19 protein-coding genes are annotated in these 18,396 nt (G+C 58.8%); 10 read left to right on the forward strand and 9 right to left on the reverse strand.

Annotated elements, in window-relative coordinates; genetic code table 11:
- Positions 1-191: 191 nt before the first annotated feature.
- Positions 192-1,391, reverse strand: a complete 1,200-nt coding sequence (gene tyrS / locus CAG02_RS04555; protein WP_085709245.1) for a tyrosine--tRNA ligase — start codon at positions 1,389-1,391, stop codon at positions 192-194.
- A 210-nt stretch (positions 1,392-1,601) separates the two neighbouring features.
- On the opposite strand from tyrS, the gene CAG02_RS04560 reads away from it, so the two are divergent.
- Entirely contained in the window at positions 1,602-3,026 is a 1,425-nt protein-coding gene (locus CAG02_RS04560; protein ID WP_085709244.1) for a peptidoglycan DD-metalloendopeptidase family protein, read from the forward strand.
- A gap of 3 nt (positions 3,027-3,029) precedes the next feature.
- Positions 3,030-4,121, forward strand: coding sequence for an anhydro-N-acetylmuramic acid kinase (locus CAG02_RS04565; RefSeq protein ID WP_085709243.1), 1,092 nt, complete (start codon positions 3,030-3,032; stop codon positions 4,119-4,121).
- A gap of 74 nt (positions 4,122-4,195) precedes the next feature.
- Here CAG02_RS04565 and erpA read toward each other — a convergent pair whose 3' ends face one another.
- Entirely contained in the window at positions 4,196-4,546 is a 351-nt protein-coding gene (gene erpA, locus CAG02_RS04570; protein ID WP_003228776.1) for an iron-sulfur cluster insertion protein ErpA, read from the reverse strand.
- 166 nt (positions 4,547-4,712) lie between these two features.
- Positions 4,713-5,747, reverse strand: a complete 1,035-nt coding sequence (gene argC / locus CAG02_RS04575; RefSeq protein ID WP_085709242.1) for an N-acetyl-gamma-glutamyl-phosphate reductase — start codon at positions 5,745-5,747, stop codon at positions 4,713-4,715.
- A gap of 135 nt (positions 5,748-5,882) precedes the next feature.
- Here argC and hemJ point away from each other — a divergent pair, with 135 nt between their 5' ends.
- The 6 genes from hemJ to coq7 all read left to right on the forward strand — a co-directional run bounded on the left by hemJ (position 5,883) and on the right by coq7 (position 10,379).
- A complete protein-coding gene (hemJ, locus tag CAG02_RS04580; RefSeq protein ID WP_085709241.1) occupies positions 5,883-6,311 on the forward strand; it encodes a protoporphyrinogen oxidase HemJ in 429 nt (142 codons plus the stop codon).
- Between the two features lie 33 nt (positions 6,312-6,344).
- Positions 6,345-7,313 carry a nitronate monooxygenase family protein gene (locus tag CAG02_RS04585; protein WP_085709240.1) on the forward strand — a complete coding sequence of 323 codons (969 nt, stop codon included), beginning with the start codon at positions 6,345-6,347 and terminating at the stop codon, positions 7,311-7,313.
- A gap of 93 nt (positions 7,314-7,406) precedes the next feature.
- Positions 7,407-8,357 (forward strand): DUF805 domain-containing protein, encoded by a 951-nt coding sequence (locus CAG02_RS04590; protein WP_085709239.1) that lies wholly within the window; start codon positions 7,407-7,409, stop codon positions 8,355-8,357.
- A 61-nt stretch (positions 8,358-8,418) separates the two neighbouring features.
- Complete coding sequence (locus CAG02_RS04595) at positions 8,419-9,207, forward strand: SDR family oxidoreductase (RefSeq protein ID WP_007956321.1); 789 nt, start codon at positions 8,419-8,421, stop codon at positions 9,205-9,207.
- Between the two features lie 80 nt (positions 9,208-9,287).
- On the forward strand, positions 9,288-9,626 hold the full coding sequence (locus CAG02_RS04600; RefSeq protein WP_003228789.1) for a histidine triad nucleotide-binding protein: 339 nt from the start codon (positions 9,288-9,290) through the stop codon (positions 9,624-9,626).
- A 105-nt stretch (positions 9,627-9,731) separates the two neighbouring features.
- Positions 9,732-10,379 (forward strand): 2-polyprenyl-3-methyl-6-methoxy-1,4-benzoquinone monooxygenase, encoded by a 648-nt coding sequence (gene coq7 / locus CAG02_RS04605; protein WP_007956317.1) that lies wholly within the window; start codon positions 9,732-9,734, stop codon positions 10,377-10,379.
- A gap of 60 nt (positions 10,380-10,439) precedes the next feature.
- Here coq7 and speD read toward each other — a convergent pair whose 3' ends face one another.
- Both speD and CAG02_RS04615 read right to left on the reverse strand, forming a co-directional pair.
- Positions 10,440-11,234 (reverse strand): adenosylmethionine decarboxylase, encoded by a 795-nt coding sequence (speD, locus tag CAG02_RS04610; protein ID WP_007956315.1) that lies wholly within the window; start codon positions 11,232-11,234, stop codon positions 10,440-10,442.
- A 237-nt stretch (positions 11,235-11,471) separates the two neighbouring features.
- Positions 11,472-11,894 carry an OsmC family protein gene (locus tag CAG02_RS04615; protein WP_016772921.1) on the reverse strand — a complete coding sequence of 141 codons (423 nt, stop codon included), beginning with the start codon at positions 11,892-11,894 and terminating at the stop codon, positions 11,472-11,474.
- A gap of 238 nt (positions 11,895-12,132) precedes the next feature.
- On the opposite strand from CAG02_RS04615, the gene crp reads away from it, so the two are divergent.
- Positions 12,133-12,777 carry a cAMP-activated global transcriptional regulator CRP gene (crp, locus tag CAG02_RS04620; RefSeq protein WP_085709238.1) on the forward strand — a complete coding sequence of 215 codons (645 nt, stop codon included), beginning with the start codon at positions 12,133-12,135 and terminating at the stop codon, positions 12,775-12,777.
- 10 nt (positions 12,778-12,787) lie between these two features.
- Here crp and CAG02_RS04625 read toward each other — a convergent pair whose 3' ends face one another.
- The 4 genes from CAG02_RS04625 to CAG02_RS04640 all read right to left on the reverse strand — a co-directional run bounded on the left by CAG02_RS04625 (position 12,788) and on the right by CAG02_RS04640 (position 16,068).
- Positions 12,788-13,486 carry a lipoate--protein ligase family protein gene (locus CAG02_RS04625; RefSeq protein WP_085709237.1) on the reverse strand — a complete coding sequence of 233 codons (699 nt, stop codon included), beginning with the start codon at positions 13,484-13,486 and terminating at the stop codon, positions 12,788-12,790.
- A 96-nt stretch (positions 13,487-13,582) separates the two neighbouring features.
- Positions 13,583-14,419, reverse strand: coding sequence for an indole-3-glycerol phosphate synthase TrpC (gene trpC / locus CAG02_RS04630; RefSeq protein WP_085709236.1), 837 nt, complete (start codon positions 14,417-14,419; stop codon positions 13,583-13,585).
- Positions 14,416-15,465: an anthranilate phosphoribosyltransferase gene (gene trpD, locus CAG02_RS04635; RefSeq protein ID WP_085709235.1), complete on the reverse strand. Its 1,050-nt coding sequence runs from the start codon at positions 15,463-15,465 to the stop codon at positions 14,416-14,418. The genes trpC and trpD overlap by 4 nt, the downstream gene beginning before the upstream one ends.
- A 9-nt stretch (positions 15,466-15,474) precedes the next feature.
- A complete protein-coding gene (locus CAG02_RS04640) occupies positions 15,475-16,068 on the reverse strand; it encodes an aminodeoxychorismate/anthranilate synthase component II (RefSeq protein WP_085709234.1) in 594 nt (197 codons plus the stop codon).
- 403 nt (positions 16,069-16,471) lie between these two features.
- On the opposite strand from CAG02_RS04640, the gene estP reads away from it, so the two are divergent.
- Positions 16,472-18,382 carry an esterase EstP gene (estP, locus tag CAG02_RS04645; RefSeq protein ID WP_085709233.1) on the forward strand — a complete coding sequence of 637 codons (1,911 nt, stop codon included), beginning with the start codon at positions 16,472-16,474 and terminating at the stop codon, positions 18,380-18,382.
- Positions 18,383-18,396 lie beyond the last annotated feature (14 nt).

The following is an 18,396-nucleotide window of genomic DNA, read 5'->3' on the forward strand; positions in this document are numbered from 1 at the left end:
GAAGACCGAACCGTTGAAAGCGCCAGACAAACCGGCATTTCCAACTCCTTCCAGGCTTCGATGATCTGAAGCAATCCGCCATCGAAACCTACATAACTCATTGAATCTCAAGAAGTTTTCCGTTTCGACTGCGCCGGAAGTGGGGCGAATTATAGACATCTAGAATTCGCCGTCAACCCCTTATTTCAACTTTACTCGGATTTCAGCGTAATCCGTGCAAAAGCCTTCTTGCCGGCCTGGCAAACGTGAGTCGCGCCCAGCACATATATAAAGGAGCGATCGACAACCTCACCATCTATACGCACACCACCGGAAGCCAGCAGATCACGAGCAGCCGCCGAGTTCTTCACCAGGCCAGCCTTATTAAGGACAGCAGCAATCGGCATATCCTCGGCAGCAGTCAGCTCAACCTCTGGCAAATCATCTGGCAACTCGCCGTCCTTCATACGGTTACCCGCACCACGGTGAGCATTGGCAGCAGCCTCTTCCCCATGGAAGCGCGCAACAATTTCTTCAGCCAGCTTGATCTTGATGTCGCGAGGATTTGCGCCCGCCTCTACATCGGCACGGAAAGCATTGATCTCATCCATCGAACGGAAGCTGAGCAGTTCGAAATAGCGCCACATCAACGCATCCGGAATCGAAACCAGCTTGCTGTACATGACACCCGGCGCTTCCTGGATACCGACGTAGTTGCCCAACGACTTGGACATCTTTTTAACGCCATCCAGCCCTTCGAGCAGCGGCATCGTCAGAATGCACTGAGCCTCCTGACCGTAACCACGCTGCAGCTCGCGACCCATCAGCAGGTTGAACTTCTGATCGGTACCACCCAGCTCAACATCCGCACGCAATGCAACCGAGTCATATCCCTGAACCAGCGGATAGAGGAACTCATGAATGGCGATTGGCTGATTGGTGGTGTAACGCTTGTCGAAGTCATCACGCTCGAGCATACGAGCAACGGTGTACTGCGAAGTCAGACGAATAAAGTCTGCAGGCCCCATCTGATCCATCCAGGTGGAGTTGAACGCGACTTCGGTTTTCGCCGGATCAAGGATCTTGAATACCTGACTCTTGTAGGTCTCGGCATTTTCCAGAACCTGCTCACGGGTCAGCGGCGGACGAGTTGCACTCTTGCCACTCGGATCACCGATCATCCCGGTGAAGTCACCAATCAGGAAGATCACCTGATGTCCCAGCTCCTGGAACTGACGCAGCTTATTAATAAGCACAGTGTGACCAAGGTGCAGATCCGGCGCCGTTGGATCGAAGCCGGCCTTGATTCGCAGCGGCTGGCCACGCTTGAGCTTTTCGATCAGCTCGGACTCGACCAACAGTTCTTCCGCACCACGTTTAATCAGCGCTAGCTGCTCTTCAACCGACTTCATAACAGACCCGCAAGGCTCAGATTCAAAGGGAACCAACCATACAAGATCGCGCACCAATTACAAGTTTTGCCCGGCGCACGGATACCAATCCACGGGCGAGATACCTGCGGACTTGCCTCAGAGATGATTTGGTTATATTTTATACAGTTATTTCATCTTCATCATGTCATTCATCTTTTCCAATTCATCTTTTCAAAGTCAAAACTACTTATGACCACTGAACCGTCTAAAGCGCCACCGCTTTACCCGAAGACCCACCTGCTTGCCGCAAGTGGGATCGCCGCCCTTCTCAGCCTGGCTCTCCTGGTATTTCCTTCCAGTGATGTTGAAGCCAAAAAGACGACCCTGAGTCTTGAACTGGAAAGTCCTGCTGAACAACTGACACAAGATCAAGACGCTGCTGATGCGGTTCAAGCCACAAATGAACCAGTAGCCTCACCCTTCGCACAAATCGAAAACAGCGCAGAAGACACACCCGAAACCGCCCAGGCCGCACCAGCGCCTGCACCGGTCGCTCCTGAAAAGAAGGCTCCAGGCCACAGGGAAGTGATCGTCTCCAAGGGTGACACCCTTTCGACATTGTTCGAGAAGGTTGGCCTCCCCGCCGCTGCCGTGCACGAAGTTCTGGCCAGCGACAAACAGGCCAAGCAGTTCAGCCAGCTCAAACACGGCCAGAAACTCGAATTCGAACTCAATCCACAAGGCCAACTGACCAATCTGCACAGCAAGGTCAGCGACGTTGAAACCATCACCCTGACCAAGAACGACAAGGGTTATGTATTCAACCGCGTTACTGCCAAACCAACCGTTCGTACCGCTTATGTCCACGGCGTGATCAACAGCTCCCTGTCCCAGTCCGCCGCCCGCGCCGGCCTGTCCCACAGTCTGACCATGGATATGGCCAGCGTGTTCGGTTACGACGTCGACTTCGCCCAGGATATCCGCCAGGGTGACGAGTTCGACGTGATCTACGAGCAGAAAGTGGTCAATGGCAAAGCCGTCGGCAATGGCCCGATTCTGTCCGCCCGCTTCACCAACCGCGGCAAGACCTACACCGCCGTGCGTTACACCAACAAGCAAGGTAATAGCAGCTACTACACTGCCGACGGCAACAGCATGCGCAAGGCGTTCATCCGCACCCCGGTGGACTTCGCCCGCATCAGCTCCAAGTTTTCCATGGGCCGCAAACACCCGATCCTCAACAAGATCCGCGCCCACAAAGGTGTCGACTACGCCGCCCCACGCGGTACGCCAATCAAAGCTGCCGGCGATGGCAAAGTACTGTTGGCCGGTCGCCGTGGTGGTTACGGCAACACCGTGATCATTCAGCACGGCAATACCTACCGCACGCTGTACGGCCACATGCAAGGCTTCGCCAAAGGCGTGAAAACCGGCGGTACCGTCAAGCAGGGCCAGGTCATCGGCTACATCGGCACTACCGGCCTGTCTACCGGCCCGCACCTGCACTATGAGTTCCAGGTCAACGGCGTTCACGTCGACCCGTTGGGCCAGAAGCTGCCAATGGCCGATCCGATCGCCAAATCCGAGCGCGCGCGCTTCCTGGCGCAGAGCCAGCCGTTGATGGCTCGCATGGACCAAGAGAAGGCCACCATGCTGGCCTCGAGCAAGCGTTAAGCCATGGCTCTCTACATCGGCGTGATGTCCGGAACCAGCCTCGATGGTCTGGACATCGCCCTGATCGAGCAGATCTCGGCGATCAACCTGATCGCCACGCACTACATTCCCATGCCTGAATCCCTGCGCGCCGAGCTGCTTGGCTTGTGCGCCAGCGGCCCCGACGAAATTGCCCGCTCGGCCATCGCCCAGCAGAACTGGGTGAAACTTGCCGCCAAAGGCATCCACGTCCTGCTCGAACAGCAACAGCTCAAACCCGAAGCCATTCGCGCGATCGGCAGCCACGGCCAGACCATTCGCCACGAACCGGCACGCGGTTTCACCGTACAGATCGGCAACCCTGCCCTGCTGACCGAGCTGACCGGCATTACGGTAGTCAGTGACTTCCGCAGCCGCGATGTGGCCGCCGGCGGTCAAGGCGCCCCTCTGGTTCCGGCCTTCCATGAAGCGTTGTTCGAAGAGCGTACCGGCAACCGCGCAGTCCTGAATGTCGGCGGTTTCAGCAATCTCAGCCTGATCGAGCCGAACAAGCCTGTAGCCGGTTTCGACTGCGGCCCTGGGAATGTTCTGATGGATGCGTGGATTCATCGACGGCGTGGCGAAAACTATGATCGCAGCGGTGAATGGGCAGCCAGCGGCAAAGTTGAACCAACCCTTCTCAAGGCATTGCTGAGCGATTCCTTCTTCTCGACCAAAGGCCCGAAGAGCACCGGCCGGGAAGTATTCAACCTGCCCTGGCTAGAACAGCAACTGTCACACCTGCCGGATTTCGCCCCCGAAAACGTACAGGCAACGCTGCTTGAACTGACAGCGCTGACCATCGTCGAATCACTGCAAAGCGCTCAATCGAATACCGAAGAACTCCTGGTCTGCGGCGGCGGCGCCCACAACGCCACGCTGATGAAACGCCTGGCCGACCTGCTGCCCAACACGAAAGTCGCCAGCACCGCGACTCACGGCGTCGATCCAGACTGGGTCGAAGCCATGGCCTTTGCCTGGCTGGCCCATTGCTGCCTTGAAGGCATCACCGCCAATCGCCCCAGCGTCACCGGCGCTAAGGGCTTGCGCGTACTCGGCGCCATCTATCCCAATTGAGATAAAACGCAGATAACAAAACGCCGCAGAACCGTGAGGTTCTGCGGCGTTTTGTTGTGTACGGTAAGGCGAAATCAGATCGAGAACGAAGAACCGCAACCACAGGTCGTGGTGGCATTCGGGTTCTTGATCACGAAGCGCGAACCTTCCAGACCTTCCTGGTAGTCCACCTCGGCACCCGCCAGGTACTGGAAGCTCATCGGATCAACCACCAGGCTCACACCTTCGCGCTCGACGATGGTGTCGTCCTCGGCCACATCCTCATCGAAGGTGAAGCCGTACTGAAACCCTGAACAACCGCCGCCCGTAACGAATACGCGCAGCTTCAAGCGATCATTCCCCTCTTCATCGACCAGGCTCTTCACCTTGTGCGCGGCACCCTGAGTGAATTGCAAAGCCGTGGGGGTGAAGGATTCGACGCTCATGCTGACTATCTCCCGGCGTTACGCCGCCATAATGCGTGATGACGCGCATTATCCGCTTGTCCTAGAAAATCGGTCAACTATTGTTACGGTATATCAATAAAGCCATCAGCGACCCGGAATGCAAAAAGGCCCGTCAGACGGGCCTTTTCACCAAGCAGGATCAGTCTTACGGCAGCATGCCTGCGTGAGACAGACCAAAGCGCTCATCCAGACCGAACAGAATGTTCATGTTCTGCACCGCCTGGCCCGACGCGCCTTTGACCAGGTTATCGATCACCGAAAGCACCACTACCAGATCACCATCCTGTGGACGATGAACCGCAATACGGCAAACGTTCGCGCCGCGCACGCTGCGGGTTTCCGGATGGCTGCCGGCCGGCATCACGTCGACGAACGGTTCATTGGCATAACGCTTTTCGAACAGCGCCTGCAGATCCACCGAGCGATCCACCACGGTCGCATAGAGCGTGGAATGAATGCCACGAATCATCGGCGTCAGGTGAGGCACGAAAGTCAGGCCGACATCCTTGCCCGCTGCACGACGCAGACCCTGACGAATTTCCGGCAGATGACGGTGACCTTTCACCGCATAAGCCTTCATGCTTTCCGACGTCTCGGAGTACAGCGAGCCCACGGAAGCACCACGACCGGCACCGCTGACGCCCGACTTGCAGTCGGCGATCAACAGCGAAGTATCGGCCAGACCTGCCTCAAGCAATGGCAGGAAACCCAGCTGCGTTGCAGTCGGATAGCAACCCGGCACCGCGATCAGGCGAGCTTTCCTGATTTTTTCACGGTTGACTTCCGGCAAGCCGTAAACCGCTTCGTCCAGCAGCTCCGGCGCACCGTGCGGCTGGCCGTACCACTTTGCCCATTCATCAGCGTCTTGCAGACGGAAGTCCGCCGACAAGTCGATGACCTTGGTGCCCGCCGCCAGCAATTCACCGGCCAATGCATGGGCTACGCCGTGCGGAGTCGCGAAGAACACCACGTCGCACGCGCCCAGGGTCTTGATGTCAGGCACGCTGAACGCCAGGCCGTCGTAGTGACCGCGCAGGTTCGGGTACATGTCAGCCACGGCCAGACCAGCCTCGGATCGGGAAGTGATTACCACCACTTCTGCCTGCGGATGCTGTGCCAACAGACGCAGCAGTTCGACACCGGTGTAACCCGTGCCGCCGACGATACCGACCTTGACCATAAACCTGCCCTCAACGAACCCACTGGAAAGCCGTCGATAATAGGGGCCGCGCGCCCCTGCGACAACCGTCAAGGTGACGTGCGGACGCTCAAGCCTCTACTATCCGGCCTACCGTGAATGAGGGAAAAACCAAAAATGCTCTATCTATGGATCAAAGCGCTGCATATCGTCAGCATCGTGTGCTGGTTTGCCGGACTGTTCTACCTGCCGCGACTGTTCGTCTACCACGCACAAAGTGAAGATACGATCAGCAAGGAACGCTTCAGCGTCATGGAGCGCAAGCTGTATCGCGGCATCATGGGGCCGGCGATGATCGCCGCGCTGATCTTCGGCGGCTGGCTGATTTACCTGAACCCGAGCATCTTCAGCAGCGGTGGCTGGATTCACGCCAAACTGACCCTGGTGGTGCTGCTGATCGGTTATCACCACATGTGTGGCGCGCAGGTAAAACGTTTTGCCCGTGGCGAGAACACCCGCAGCCATGTCTTTTATCGCTGGTTCAATGAAGTCCCGGTTCTGATATTGCTGGCTATCGTAATTCTGGTCGTGGTCAAGCCGTTCTAACTTCAACTGGTTCAACTTTCCGGGGTACTTCCGATGTCGCTGCCCGCTCTGCTCGAACAACGTCTGCGCCTCCCAGTCGTGGCTGCGCCGATGTTCCTGATTTCCAATCCCGAACTGGTGCTCGCGTGCTGTCGCAATGGTGTGGTCGGCAGCTTTCCGGCGCTCAACCAGCGTGAAAGCAGCGGGTTCAAGGCCTGGCTGGAACAGATCGAAGCAGGACTGGCGACACTGGATAACCCGGCGCCTTATGCCGTGAACCTGATTGTTCACAAGAGCAATCCGCGTCTGGAGGCGGATCTGAACATCTGCGTAGAACACAAGGTGCCCATCGTCATCACCAGCCTCGGTGCGGTGAAGGAGTTGGTCGATGCGGTGCACAGCTACGGCGGCCTGGTTTTTCACGACGTGACGACTCGCCGCCATGCGGAAAAAGCTGCCGAAGCCGGCGTCGATGGCTTGATCGCCGTTGCCGCCGGCGCCGGTGGACATGCCGGCACCTGGAGCCCGTTCTCACTGATCGCCGAGATTCGCCAGTTCTTCGACAAGACGCTGCTGCTTGCAGGATGTTTGAACCACGGCCATGAGATTCTCGCCGCACAGCTGCTCGGCGCGGATTTGGCCTACTTCGGTACGCGATTCATCGGTACGACCGAAAGTCATGCGCCCGACGCCTACAAGGAGATGCTCCTGACAGCCAAGGCAGCGGACATCATTCATACTCCTGCCGTGTCTGGAGTCCCGGCCAGCTTCATGCGCCAAAGCCTGGAGGCTGCCGGATTCGATATGGCGGCACTGCAAGGCAAGGGAGAAGTGAACTTTGGCGACAAACTCAAGCCAATCAACGATGAGGCCAAAGCCTGGAAAACCGTGTGGTCGGCTGGCCAAGGGGTTGGCCAGATCGAAGACCTGCCAAGCGTGGACCAACTGGTGGCGCGCCTCGATGCAGAGTATCGCCAGGCCCTGGAACATGCGGCACAGCTACCGAACCGCTGGCCACGCTGAGAAAATTCCGGCCAGTTGCAGCCTGACTGGCCTTACACTTGGCGGCTGCGACACGTCTCAACTCAATTTCTTCGCGACAAGGATGCCTCGGCCATGAGCGAAACCCGCTACAAGATCGTTTTCGACGGTGCCCTGCAACCCGGTGTCGATATCACCACAGCCAAACTCAACCTGGCCGATCTGTTCAAGAGCGATGTGGCCGCCATCGAACGCCTGTTCAATGGCCGCGCCGTCGCCCTCAAACGCGACCTGTCGCATAGCGATGCCCAGGCTTATCTGCAAGCGCTGGGCAAGACCGGGATCGACGCCCGGATCGAACCGGAAACAGCCATCGAACTGAATCTGTCCGATGTGCAGGAGCACTCCGCCACCGTGGCTGAGCCCGATTCGCCTTATGCACCGCCTCGGGCCAGCGTCGGTGACCAACTGGCAGAATTCGCCACGCTCAAACCCTTCAGTGTCGAAGGCCGGATCGGACGCCTGCGTTACCTGGCATGGTCGATGGTGTTGAGTCTGGTAACCCTGCCGATCGTCGGCGTTTTCGCGCTGATCGGTCTGGGGCTGGTGAGTACCGACTCGACCAGCGGCCTGATCATCGGCGGTATCTTCGCCTTCTTCCTGTTCCTGGCCTTCGCGATCGTCGGCATTCTGTTCAGCATTCAGCGTCTGCACGACATCGGCTGGTCCGGCTGGCTCTGGCTGCTGACACTCGTACCTTTCGTGGGCAGCTTCTTCCCGCTGGTGATCATGGTCATGCCGGGAAGTACCGGCGCCAATCGCTATGGCCCGCCACCGCCACCGAACAGTACCGCCGTCAAAGTACTGTGCTCTCTGTGGATCGTCTTTATTGGATTGTTCTTCGTCGGAGGAATGCTGGGCGGGATTTCCGCGATCCAGCAAGAGTACGAAACCAGCCTCGAAAGCAGTTATGAAAGCGGCTCGGTGACCGCCGATGAAGTCGATGTCGAAGTCGAGCCCGTGCCGAATCCGGTGGACGATGCAGCCGAACCTGCACCCGCCCCTGTAGACTCTGCGAAAGAATGAACAGCGCTCCCCGCCGTGACACCTGCGTCCACGGCGCGGAGCTGTTGCGATGGAGAACTGCATGACCCGTTACGCTCTGATCACTGGCGCCTCCAGCGGCATCGGCCTGGCCATGGCCGAAGCCTTGGCTCGCCGTGGCCGCAGCCTGATTCTGGTGGCCCGACAGCGTGATCAGCTGGAAAGCATTGCGATTGAACTGACCCAGCGTTTCGGCGTGGAGGTGCTGTTCCGCGCCTGCGACCTGGGCGAGCCGCTGCGCCTGTCCGGGTTTCTGCTGGAGCTTGAAGAAGGCGACCGGCAGATCGATCTGCTGGTGAACTGCGCCGGCATCGGCACGTGTGGCCCGTTCCTGGCCCAGGACTGGATGACCGAGCAAGACCTGATAGAGGTGAACATCCTCGCCCTCACCCGCCTCTGCCATGCAATCGGTAATAGCATGGCCCTGCAAGGTGGCGGGCAGATTCTCAATGTGGCGTCGGTGGCCGCTTTCAATCCCGGCCCGTGGATGAGCACTTACTACGCCAGCAAGGCCTACGTTCTGCATTTTTCCGAAGCGCTGCGGGTGGAGCTGAAGAAATGCGCGGTGAAAGTCTCGGTGCTCTGCCCAGGCCCGACGCGCACGGCGTTCTTTCGCACAGCGCAACTGAACAACGACAAACTCAACGCCAGCAAACTGCTGATGAGCCCCGAAGAGGTCGCGCTGTATACCGTGCGCGCCCTGGAGAAAAACCGCGCAATCATCATTCCCGGACGCAGAAACCGCTGGTTCGCCTTTCTGCCACGACTGGGGTCGCGCTGGCTCAACCGCACCATCGTCGGCATGGTCAACAAAGCTTACTGCCCCCGCTGAAGGGCCGGCAGGCAACTGGCTGGGCGCGGTGATCCCTCGTGGGTACACTCGGCCCAGCTCACACAACGGAGAAAACAGCTGTGGATACTCTGTTCACCAAGATCATCAACCGGGAAATCCCGGCGAAGATCATCTACGAGGACGACCAGGTTCTGGCGTTCCACGACATCGCCCCGCAGGCACCGGTGCATTTTCTGGTGATCCCGAAAAAACCGGTGCGCACCCTCAACGACCTGACCGAAGACGACAAGGCACTGGCCGGGCATATTCTGTTCACCGCCCAGCGTCTGGCGCTGGAACTGGGTTGCGAAGAAGGCTTCCGGGTGGTGATGAACTGCAATGAAAAGGGCGGGCAGACGGTCTACCACATTCATATGCACGTACTCGGTCAACGTCAGATGAACTGGCCGCCGGGCTGATCGACTCGAAATCTGTGGGGGCGCCCTGCTCCCACATGACCCAGCGCAAACCTTCCCCGGCCGATTCGGTTAAACTGGCCGCCGAGATTCTTCCCGGAGGTCAGCATGACTACCCAACGTCACTACTCGCCAATTGACCGTCTTCTGCTGCAAGCCGATGCCGCAATGCGAACCCTGCTGCCCTTCAGCGGCCAGCCGTACCGTCCGTCGCCAGCCATCGTGCAGCCCGACGTGCAGATGAGCGACGAAGACACCCGCCACGTCGCCGGCCTGATGCGCATCAACCATACCGGCGAAGTCTGTGCCCAGGCGCTGTATCAGGGCCAGGCCCTGACCGCCAAGCTGCCGCAGGTGCGCGAAGCCATGGAGCATGCGGCCGAAGAAGAGATCGATCATCTGGTCTGGTGTGAACAGCGCATTCATCAGTTGGGCAGCCACACCAGCGTGCTCAATCCGCTGTTCTATGGGATGTCGTTCGGGATCGGCGCAGTCGCCGGGCTGATCAGCGACAAGGTCAGCCTCGGTTTTGTCGCGGCGACCGAGCATCAGGTGTGCAAGCACCTGAACGAGCATCTGGAGCAACTGCCGGCCGAGGATGAAAAATCCCGGGCAATTCTTGAGCAGATGCGTATTGATGAAGAACATCACGCGGAAAGCGCGCTGGAGGCTGGCGGTTTCCGCTTCCCGGCACCGGTGAAGTTCGGCATGAGCCTGTTGGCCAAAGTGATGACCAAAAGCACCTACCGGATCTGAAAAACGCCCATAAAAAAGGCGACTGCCGCAAAGCAGTCGCCTTTTTTGTGCCTGGACTTCTTAGCTCGGCATATTGCGCGCGTAGAAAATTTCCAGCATTTCGTGTTTCACACGCTCGGTCACCTGAGCACGTTGCTCGGACGACAGGTTGCTGGTGGCATCACCGAACAGGTAGTTATCCAGTTCGAAGTTCTTCAGCAGCATTTTGGTGTGGAACAGGTTTTCCTGGTACACGTTCACGTCGGTCATCTGGTACGCGTCGCGGGTGTCTTCGGAGAGGTAGTTCTGGATCGAGTTGATCTCGTGGTCGATGAAGTGCTTGTTGCCTTCAACGTCACGGGTAAAGCCGCGCACACGGTAATCCACGGTCACGATGTCCGAATCGAACTGGTGAATGAGGAAGTTGAGCGCTTTGAGCGGTGAAATGACTCCACAGGTCGACACATCGATGTCCACACGGAACGTCGCAATACCGGCGTCCGGATGGATTTCCGGGTAGGTATGCACCGTGATGTGACTCTTGTCGAGGTGGGCCAGGATGATTTCCGGCAGCGGACCCGGGGACTCTTCGATCTGGCTTTCGGTCGGGGTGACCGGTTCTTCCGAGATCAGAATCGTGACGCTGGCACCCTGAGGCTCATAGTTCTGACTGGCAATGTTCAGAATGTTGGCACCAATGATTTCGACAACTTCCGTGAGGATCTGCGTCAGGCGTTCGGCGTTGTACTCTTGATTGATGTACTCGACGTAAGCCTGCTGGTCTTGCGGGGTTTCCGCGTAGCAGATGTCATAGATGTTGAAGCTCAAGGTCTTTGTCAGGTTATTGAACCCGTGGAGCTTGAGTTTGCTTTTCACCGTTAAAAACTCTCTATGTATGCGGCCCGGCCGCGTGATCAAGCATGCCCGTCAAGTGCGAACGACGCACCTGCGTAGGACGGTTAACACCTCTTCGCGATGGCGATTTTGGTTATCTGTTCAGGCGGATGACCCGTCGGCTGACCGATCACTGCCCTGAAAAAAGTGGCGCATTATGCAGACGTCAGCGGGGGATCGCCAGAGTCTGCACTGCTTTTATGATAGTTGAATGTCGGCTCAGCCGAGTTCGACGATTTCGTAGTCGTGGGTGATTGCCACGCCGGCGGCGCCGAGCATGATCGAGGCCGAGCAGTACTTCTCCGCCGACAGCTCGATGGCGCGTTTGACCTGGGCTTCTTTCAGACCACGGCCCTTGACCACGAAGTGCATGTGGATCTTGGTGAACACCTTCGGATCTTCGGTCGCACGTTCGGCGTCCAGGAAAGCCTCGCAGCTTTCAACGGCCTGGCGGGACTTCTTCAGAATGCTGACTACGTCGAAATTGCTGCAACCGCCAACGCCCAGCAGGAGCATCTCCATCGGGCGAACACCCAGATTGCGACCACCGGCGTCCGGCGGACCGTCCATGACCACGACATGACCGCTGCCGGATTCGCCGAGGAACATGGCTTCGCCAGCCCATTGGATGCGTGCCTTCATCGCCAAGACTCCACTGTAGAAAAAAGGGTCGCCAGCTTAGCACAGGGCCCCGGTTTGACTGCGAGCGGTGATCCTAGGACCGATGCCTTTACTGCGTAGGTAATTTCTCGAATTTTCGACGAAGTGTCTGGTAAGCTGGCGCCAATTCACTGGCGCCCCAAGCCGGTATTTTTAGCGATCGCCTCAGCGCCTCATATAAAAACCAAATATAACCGTGCAGTCTTTTCGGGATACAACCATGGTTGGTATTACCCCCACACCCAAAATCAAGAACCTCGACAAGCTGCTGATGCATTGCCAGCGCCGGCGCCATGCGGCCAAGAGCAACATCATCTGCGCCGGGGATCGCTCCGATACGCTGTACTTCATCATCCGCGGCTCGGTCACGATCCTGATCGAGGACGACGACGGCCGCGAGATGATCATCGCGTACCTGAATGCCGGGGATTTCTTCGGTGAGCTGGGCCTCTTCGAACAGGCCGGCCAGGAACAGGAGCGCAGTGCCTGGGTGCGGGCCAAGGTCGAGTGCGAAGTCGCGGAAATCAGCTACGCCAAATTCCGTGAGCTGTCGCAGCAGGATCCAGACATTCTTTACGTGCTCAGCGGACAAATCGCACAACGCCTGCGTAACACCACACGCAAGGTCGGCGATCTGGCGTTCTTCGACGTCACCGGCCGTGTTGCTCGCTGCTTGCTGGAACTGTGCAAGCAACCCGACGCGATGACCCACCCGGACGGCATGCAAATCAAGGTGACCCGTCAGGAAATCGGGCGGATTGTCGGGTGTTCGCGGGAGATGGTCGGTCGCGTGCTCAAGGATCTTGAGGAACGCAACCTGGTGGATGTGAAGGGCAAGACCATGGTGGTCTTCGGCACTCGCTGAGTTCGAAAACTCAGTCGGCGTAGATCTGCGCCAGCATCAAACGAAAGAGCTCATCGAGACGCGCCAAGGCATTGGGCGCCGGGAACTTCTCATGCAACGCGATGTGGCTGGCGGCATGTACCCGTTGCTCCAGGCCACATGTTTCATTGAAGCGGTTGACCGCCGCCACCATCGATTCGCGCTCGTCATCCAGCAGCATCGCACCGTGCACCAATCCAACCGGGCGCTGACCACCCTGACTCTGGCGCCAGCGTTGAGCGGTGCCGACCATCTTGCGACCGTCAAGGTTGACGTTGAAACGACCGTCGCAGAACGCACCGTCGATTTCACCCAGCGACGACGTCCCACCCAACTCATCCAGCAACTGACAGATAGGATCACACAGACGCCGGTATCCGGTTTCAATGCGGTTCAGATCGCCTTCGCTGCGAGGCGGTGCGTAGACCAGTGCAATGTTGATCGTCGAAGCGGATTGCGGAACAGGTTCACCACCGGTTTCACGCAGCAGCACCGGCCAGCCGGCAGCGGCGGAGACTTCGCAGGCATGATCGAATCCGGTAAGGCGATTCAAACGACGCGGCATGACCAGCGCGCGATCGCTGGGTTGCCAGAACAGCAAACCGAATTCGGCATCACCGGCGCAGACCGAGGCCAGCAGATCCTGTTCGGCTTGCAGGCCAGATTCGATGGTCAAGGAAGTGGGGATCATAAGGTTTCCATAGGACGTTCAGTCTGAGGTGAATCTTATGCTGCCTTCGCGGGCAAACCCGCTCCCACAGGGATACGGGCGCCCGCGAAGAGTCGATCAGTCGAGGGTCGAACCGCTCACCGGAACGCCGCGCTCAGGGAAGAACAGACGTTGCAGTTCAATGCCCGGGCTTTCCGCGCGCATGAACGCTTCGCCGACCAAGAACGCGTAAACGTCGCTGATTTCCATCAGTTCGACATCCGCACGATTGAGGATGCCGCTCTCGGTGATCACCAGGCGATCGCGCGGAATGCGCGGCAGCAGGTCGAGGGTGGTTTCCAGGCTCACGTCGAAGGTATGCAGGTTACGGTTGTTGACCCCGACCAGCGGCGTGTCCAGGGTCTTCAATGCGCGTTCCAGTTCATCGCCGTCGTGGACTTCTACCAGCACATCGAGGCCGACGCCTTTGGCCACCGAAGCCAGTTCGGCCATTTTCACGTCATCCAGTGCGGAGACGATCAGCAGCACACAATCGGCGCCCAGGGCACGGGCTTCGACGATCTGGTACGGATCGATCATGAAGTCCTTGCGGATCACCGGCAGCGAGCACGCGGCGCGGGCCTGTTGCAGGTAGACATCGGCGCCCTGGAAGTAATCGATATCAGTCAGTACCGACAGGCAGGTCGCCCCGCCCTTCTCGTAGCTTTTGGCGATGTCGGCGGGAACGAAGTTCTCGCGGATCACGCCTTTGCTCGGCGATGCCTTCTTGATTTCGGCGATCACGGCCGGTTGTTTCTTCTTGGCCTGCGCCAGCAATGCCTGGGCAAAACCACGGGGTGCATCGGCCGCCTTGGCCAGACTTTCCAGCTCACTCAGGCTCACACGGGCGCTACGCTCGGCGACCTCCTGAACCTTGCGGGCCAGAATGTTTTCCAGAACCGTCGGTACACTCATCCCTCATTCTCCACTTTGAATACCGCGGTAAAGGCACCCAACTCCTCGAGTTTCTCCCGAGCGAGACCGGTGTGCAGAGCGTCGTGGGCCAGTGCCACGCCTTCTTTAAGACTGGTTGCCAGGTCAGCTGCGTACAGCGCCGCACCGGCATTGAGCACGATCATTTCCGCAGCCTTCTGGCCGTTTTCGGTCTTGCGCTTGCCCAGTGCATCGCGAATCAGCGCCAGCGAGGCTTCCGGCCCCTCGACCGACAGACCGTGCAGGCTCTGGCTCTTCATGCCCAGATCTTCCGGCTCGACCCAATACTCGGTGATCTCGTTGTTCTTCAGCTCGGCCACATAGGTTGGTGCGGCGAGACTGAACTCGTCCAGGCCATCCTTCGAATGCACCACCAGCACATGTTTGCTGCCAAGACGCTGCAAGACTTCGGCCAATGGCCGGCACAGGGCCTGAGTGAATACGCCGACTACCTGATGTTTGACGCCGGCCGGATTCGTAAGCGGGCCGAGCATGTTGAACAGGGTACGCAGGCCCAGGTCGCGGCGCGGGCCGGCGGCGTACTTCATGGCTTTGTGATGGGTCTGGGCAAACATGAAACCGATGCCGACGTTGTCGATGCAACGTGCCACCTGAACCGGCGTCAGATTGAGGTAGATGCCGGCGGCTTCGAGCAGGTCGGCGCTGCCGCTCTTGCCCGACACCGCACGGTTGCCGTGCTTGGCCACGGTGCAGCCTGCAGCGGCAACGACAAATGCCGAAGCCGTGGAAACGTTGAAGATGTTCGCGCCGTCACCGCCGGTGCCGACCACATCGACCACGCCGTCGAGGGTCTTGAGTTCGACCTGGTCCGCCAACTCGCGCATCACCGACACCGCACCGACGATTTCGTCGATGCTCTCGCTCTTCATGCGCATGGCCATCATGAACGCGCCGATCTGCGCGTCGGTGCATTGGCCGGTCATGATTTCACGCATCACGTCGCGCATTTCTTCGGTGCTGAGGTCGAGGTGATCGACGATACGGCTCAGGGCTGTCTTGATATTCATGGAGAGTCCTTAGCGCGTGCCGCCGGTTTGTTTAAGGAAGTTGGCGAACAGTTCATGGCCCTGCTCGGTGAGGATCGATTCCGGGTGGAACTGTACGCCCTCGATGTTCAGGGTCTTGTGACGCAGGCCCATGATTTCATCGACCGAGCCGTCATCGTGCTGAGTCCACGCGGTCAGTTCCAGACAATCGGGCAAGGTCTCGTGCTTGACGATCAGGGAATGATAGCGGGTGACGGTCAGCGGACGATTCAGACCGGCAAAAACACCCTTGTCCTCGTGGAATACCGGGCTAGTCTTACCGTGCATCACTTGGCGGGCACGTACCACGTCACCACCAAAGGCCTGGCCGATGGACTGATGGCCAAGACAGACGCCGAGGATCGGCAGCTTGCCGGCGAAGTGCTTGATGGCGTCGATGGAGATACCGGCTTCGGTCGGTGTGCACGGACCGGGGGACACCACGATGCGCTCCGGGTTGAGCGCTTCGATTTCGGCGATGGTCAGCTCGTCGTTGCGCACGACCCTGACCTCGGCACCCAGCTCGCCGAGGTATTGCACAACGTTGTAAGTAAAGGAGTCGTAGTTGTCGATCATCAGCAACATGGCGTTTCGAACCTCTTGAATTCTGACTTGGAAACAGCCTTCGAATGACTTGCCAGGACGCTGCACAAAGTCGGACGCGCAAGTGGCGACAGCAAGGCGGCATTTCAAACGGGCAAGGAAGGCAGAGCGATACAGATCCGGCGGGGCCGGCAGAAAAGATTCAGGCGCGCCAACGCCAGCGGGCGTGTGCCTTGATGACTTGATCCAGAAGTTTGCTGGTGATCAACACGGGGAAGGTCTCGTTCATACGTTCCCGCACAGTAACTTAGCTGGGCAGAGCGTGCAATATGGCCGGGCCTGACGGGGGGAAAACTATGGGAGGGTTGACGACCGATGGCAAAACGCCGGAAGTTTTTGGTACTGTCGTTTCGTTCCATACAACAATAAATAAACGGACTTGCTCATGATCAAACAGACGTTGTTTGTACCGCTCGCCGGATGCCTGCTCGCGTTGGCCTGCGCCCAGGCGAACGCCGCACCCAATCCTTATTCGAATTTCGTTGTCTTCGGTGACAGTCTCAGCGATGCCGGGACGTTTTCTGATCCGGATGGTCCCGCCGGCTCGGTCAAACGGTTTACCAACCGCACCGGCCCCAACTATCAGGACGGCAGCGGAGAGTTCTACTCGCTCAACGCCACCCAACTGATTGGTGGCCGCCTGGGCTTCACGCCGAATCAGACCGCTTCCGCGGATTCGGCGGTACGCGCCGGCCAGGGTTTGCCGGATGGCAATAACTGGGCGGTCGGCGGCTATCGCACCGACCAGATTCTCGACTCGATCACCAGCACGTCCACCACCGACGAACGCACCCGCGCCGGTTATCTGCCGTCGAACGGTTTCCGCGCCGACCCGAATGCGCTGTATTACCTGACCGGGGGCGGCAACGACTTCCTGCAGGGCCGCGTCACCAGTCTGCCTCAGGCCAATGCCGCCGCCGACCGACTGGTCGACAGCGTGCGCACCCTGCAAGGCGCGGGTGCCCGCTACATCATGGTCTGGCTGCTGCCGGACATCGGCCTGACCCCGGCCATCAACGGCTCGCCGCTGCAGGCCTTCACCTCGCAACTCAGCGCCCAGTTCAACACCGAACTGGTGAGCCAGCTACAGACGGTCAATGCCAACGTCATTCCGCTGAACATCCCGGTGCTGCTCAAGGAAGCATTTGCCAATCCGGCACAGTTCGGCCTGGCCACCGATCAGAATCTGGTCGCCACCTGCTTCAGCGGCGATGGCTGCACTGAAAACGCCCGCTACGGGATCAACAGCGCGACACCGGATCCGACCAAACTGATCTACAACGACGCCGTGCACCCGACCGAAGCCGGGCAACGTTTGATCGCCGACTATGCCTACTCGTTGCTGGCTGCCCCGTGGGAGCTGACCCTGCTGCCGGAAATGGCCCAAGGCACGTTGCGCGCGCATCAGGATGAGCTGCGCAATCAATGGCTGGCCGACTGGGAGAACTGGCAGGGCGTTGGCCAATGGCGAGCGATTGTCTCCGCTGGCGGCCAGCATCAGGACTTTGACGACCAGCACGCCGGGGCAAGTGCCGACGGCAACGGTTACAACCTGAACATCGGTGGCAGCTACCGTCTCGACGACGCCTGGCGTGTCGGTGTGGCGGCGGGTTTCTATCACCAGAAAATCGAAGCCGGCGACAACGACTCCGAGTACAAACTCAACTCCTACATGGGCACCGCATTCGCCCAGTACCAGCAAAACCGCTGGTGGGGTGACCTGGCCGTTACCGCCGGACATCTGGATTACGACAGCCTGAAGCGCAAGTTCCAGCTCGGGGTCAACGAACGTGGCGAGAAAGGTGATACCGACGGCTATGTACTGGCTATCGGCGGCCGTGTCGGCTACGACATCGCGCCAGAGGCGAGCAGCCCATGGCATCTGTCGCCATTCGTCAGCGCAGACTTCGGTAAGGTCGAAGTGGATGGCTACTCGGAAAAAGGCGCGGACTCCACGGCGCTGACCTTCGATGACCAGTCGCGCAACTCCCGCCGTCTCGGCCTCGGCATCCAGGGCAAATACCAGATCACCGCACAGACCCAGGTCTTCGGCGAACTCGCCCACGAACGCGAGTACAACGACGACGCCCAGGATCTGACGATGAACCTCAACAGCCTGCCGAACAACCGCTACACCCTGGAAGGCTACACCCCGCAGACTAATCTGAACCGCCTGAACCTGGGCGTGAGCCACAACCTCACCAAGGAAGTCGCCCTGCGCGCCAGTTACAACATTCGCAAGGATGACGACTTTACCCAGCAAGGCATCAATGTTGGCGTAAGTCTCGACTTCTGATCAGAAGGCAATAA

This window comes from Pseudomonas sp. R43(2017) (assembly GCF_002112345.1).
GTDB classification, from domain to species: domain Bacteria; phylum Pseudomonadota; class Gammaproteobacteria; order Pseudomonadales; family Pseudomonadaceae; genus Aquipseudomonas; species Aquipseudomonas kribbensis.

Excerpts from the sequence above, each read along its gene's own strand:
- tyrS (WP_085709245.1), bottom strand. The coding sequence starts at position 1,391 with ATGAAGTCGGTTGAAGAGCAGCTAGCGCTGATTAAACGTGGTGCGGAA.
- CAG02_RS04560 (WP_085709244.1), top strand. The coding sequence starts at position 1,602 with ATGACCACTGAACCGTCTAAAGCGCCACCGCTTTACCCGAAGACCCAC.
- CAG02_RS04565 (WP_085709243.1), top strand. The coding sequence starts at position 3,030 with ATGGCTCTCTACATCGGCGTGATGTCCGGAACCAGCCTCGATGGTCTG.
- erpA (WP_003228776.1), bottom strand. The coding sequence starts at position 4,546 with ATGAGCGTCGAATCCTTCACCCCCACGGCTTTGCAATTCACTCAGGGT.
- argC (WP_085709242.1), bottom strand. The coding sequence starts at position 5,747 with ATGGTCAAGGTCGGTATCGTCGGCGGCACGGGTTACACCGGTGTCGAA.
- hemJ (WP_085709241.1), top strand. The coding sequence starts at position 5,883 with ATGCTCTATCTATGGATCAAAGCGCTGCATATCGTCAGCATCGTGTGC.
- CAG02_RS04585 (WP_085709240.1), top strand. The coding sequence starts at position 6,345 with ATGTCGCTGCCCGCTCTGCTCGAACAACGTCTGCGCCTCCCAGTCGTG.
- CAG02_RS04590 (WP_085709239.1), top strand. The coding sequence starts at position 7,407 with ATGAGCGAAACCCGCTACAAGATCGTTTTCGACGGTGCCCTGCAACCC.
- CAG02_RS04595 (WP_007956321.1), top strand. The coding sequence starts at position 8,419 with ATGACCCGTTACGCTCTGATCACTGGCGCCTCCAGCGGCATCGGCCTG.
- coq7 (WP_007956317.1), top strand. The coding sequence starts at position 9,732 with ATGACTACCCAACGTCACTACTCGCCAATTGACCGTCTTCTGCTGCAA.
- CAG02_RS04615 (WP_016772921.1), bottom strand. The coding sequence starts at position 11,894 with ATGAAGGCACGCATCCAATGGGCTGGCGAAGCCATGTTCCTCGGCGAA.
- crp (WP_085709238.1), top strand. The coding sequence starts at position 12,133 with ATGGTTGGTATTACCCCCACACCCAAAATCAAGAACCTCGACAAGCTG.
- CAG02_RS04625 (WP_085709237.1), bottom strand. The coding sequence starts at position 13,486 with ATGATCCCCACTTCCTTGACCATCGAATCTGGCCTGCAAGCCGAACAG.
- trpC (WP_085709236.1), bottom strand. The coding sequence starts at position 14,419 with ATGAGTGTACCGACGGTTCTGGAAAACATTCTGGCCCGCAAGGTTCAG.
- trpD (WP_085709235.1), bottom strand. The coding sequence starts at position 15,465 with ATGAATATCAAGACAGCCCTGAGCCGTATCGTCGATCACCTCGACCTC.
- CAG02_RS04640 (WP_085709234.1), bottom strand. The coding sequence starts at position 16,068 with ATGTTGCTGATGATCGACAACTACGACTCCTTTACTTACAACGTTGTG.
- estP (WP_085709233.1), top strand. The coding sequence starts at position 16,472 with ATGATCAAACAGACGTTGTTTGTACCGCTCGCCGGATGCCTGCTCGCG.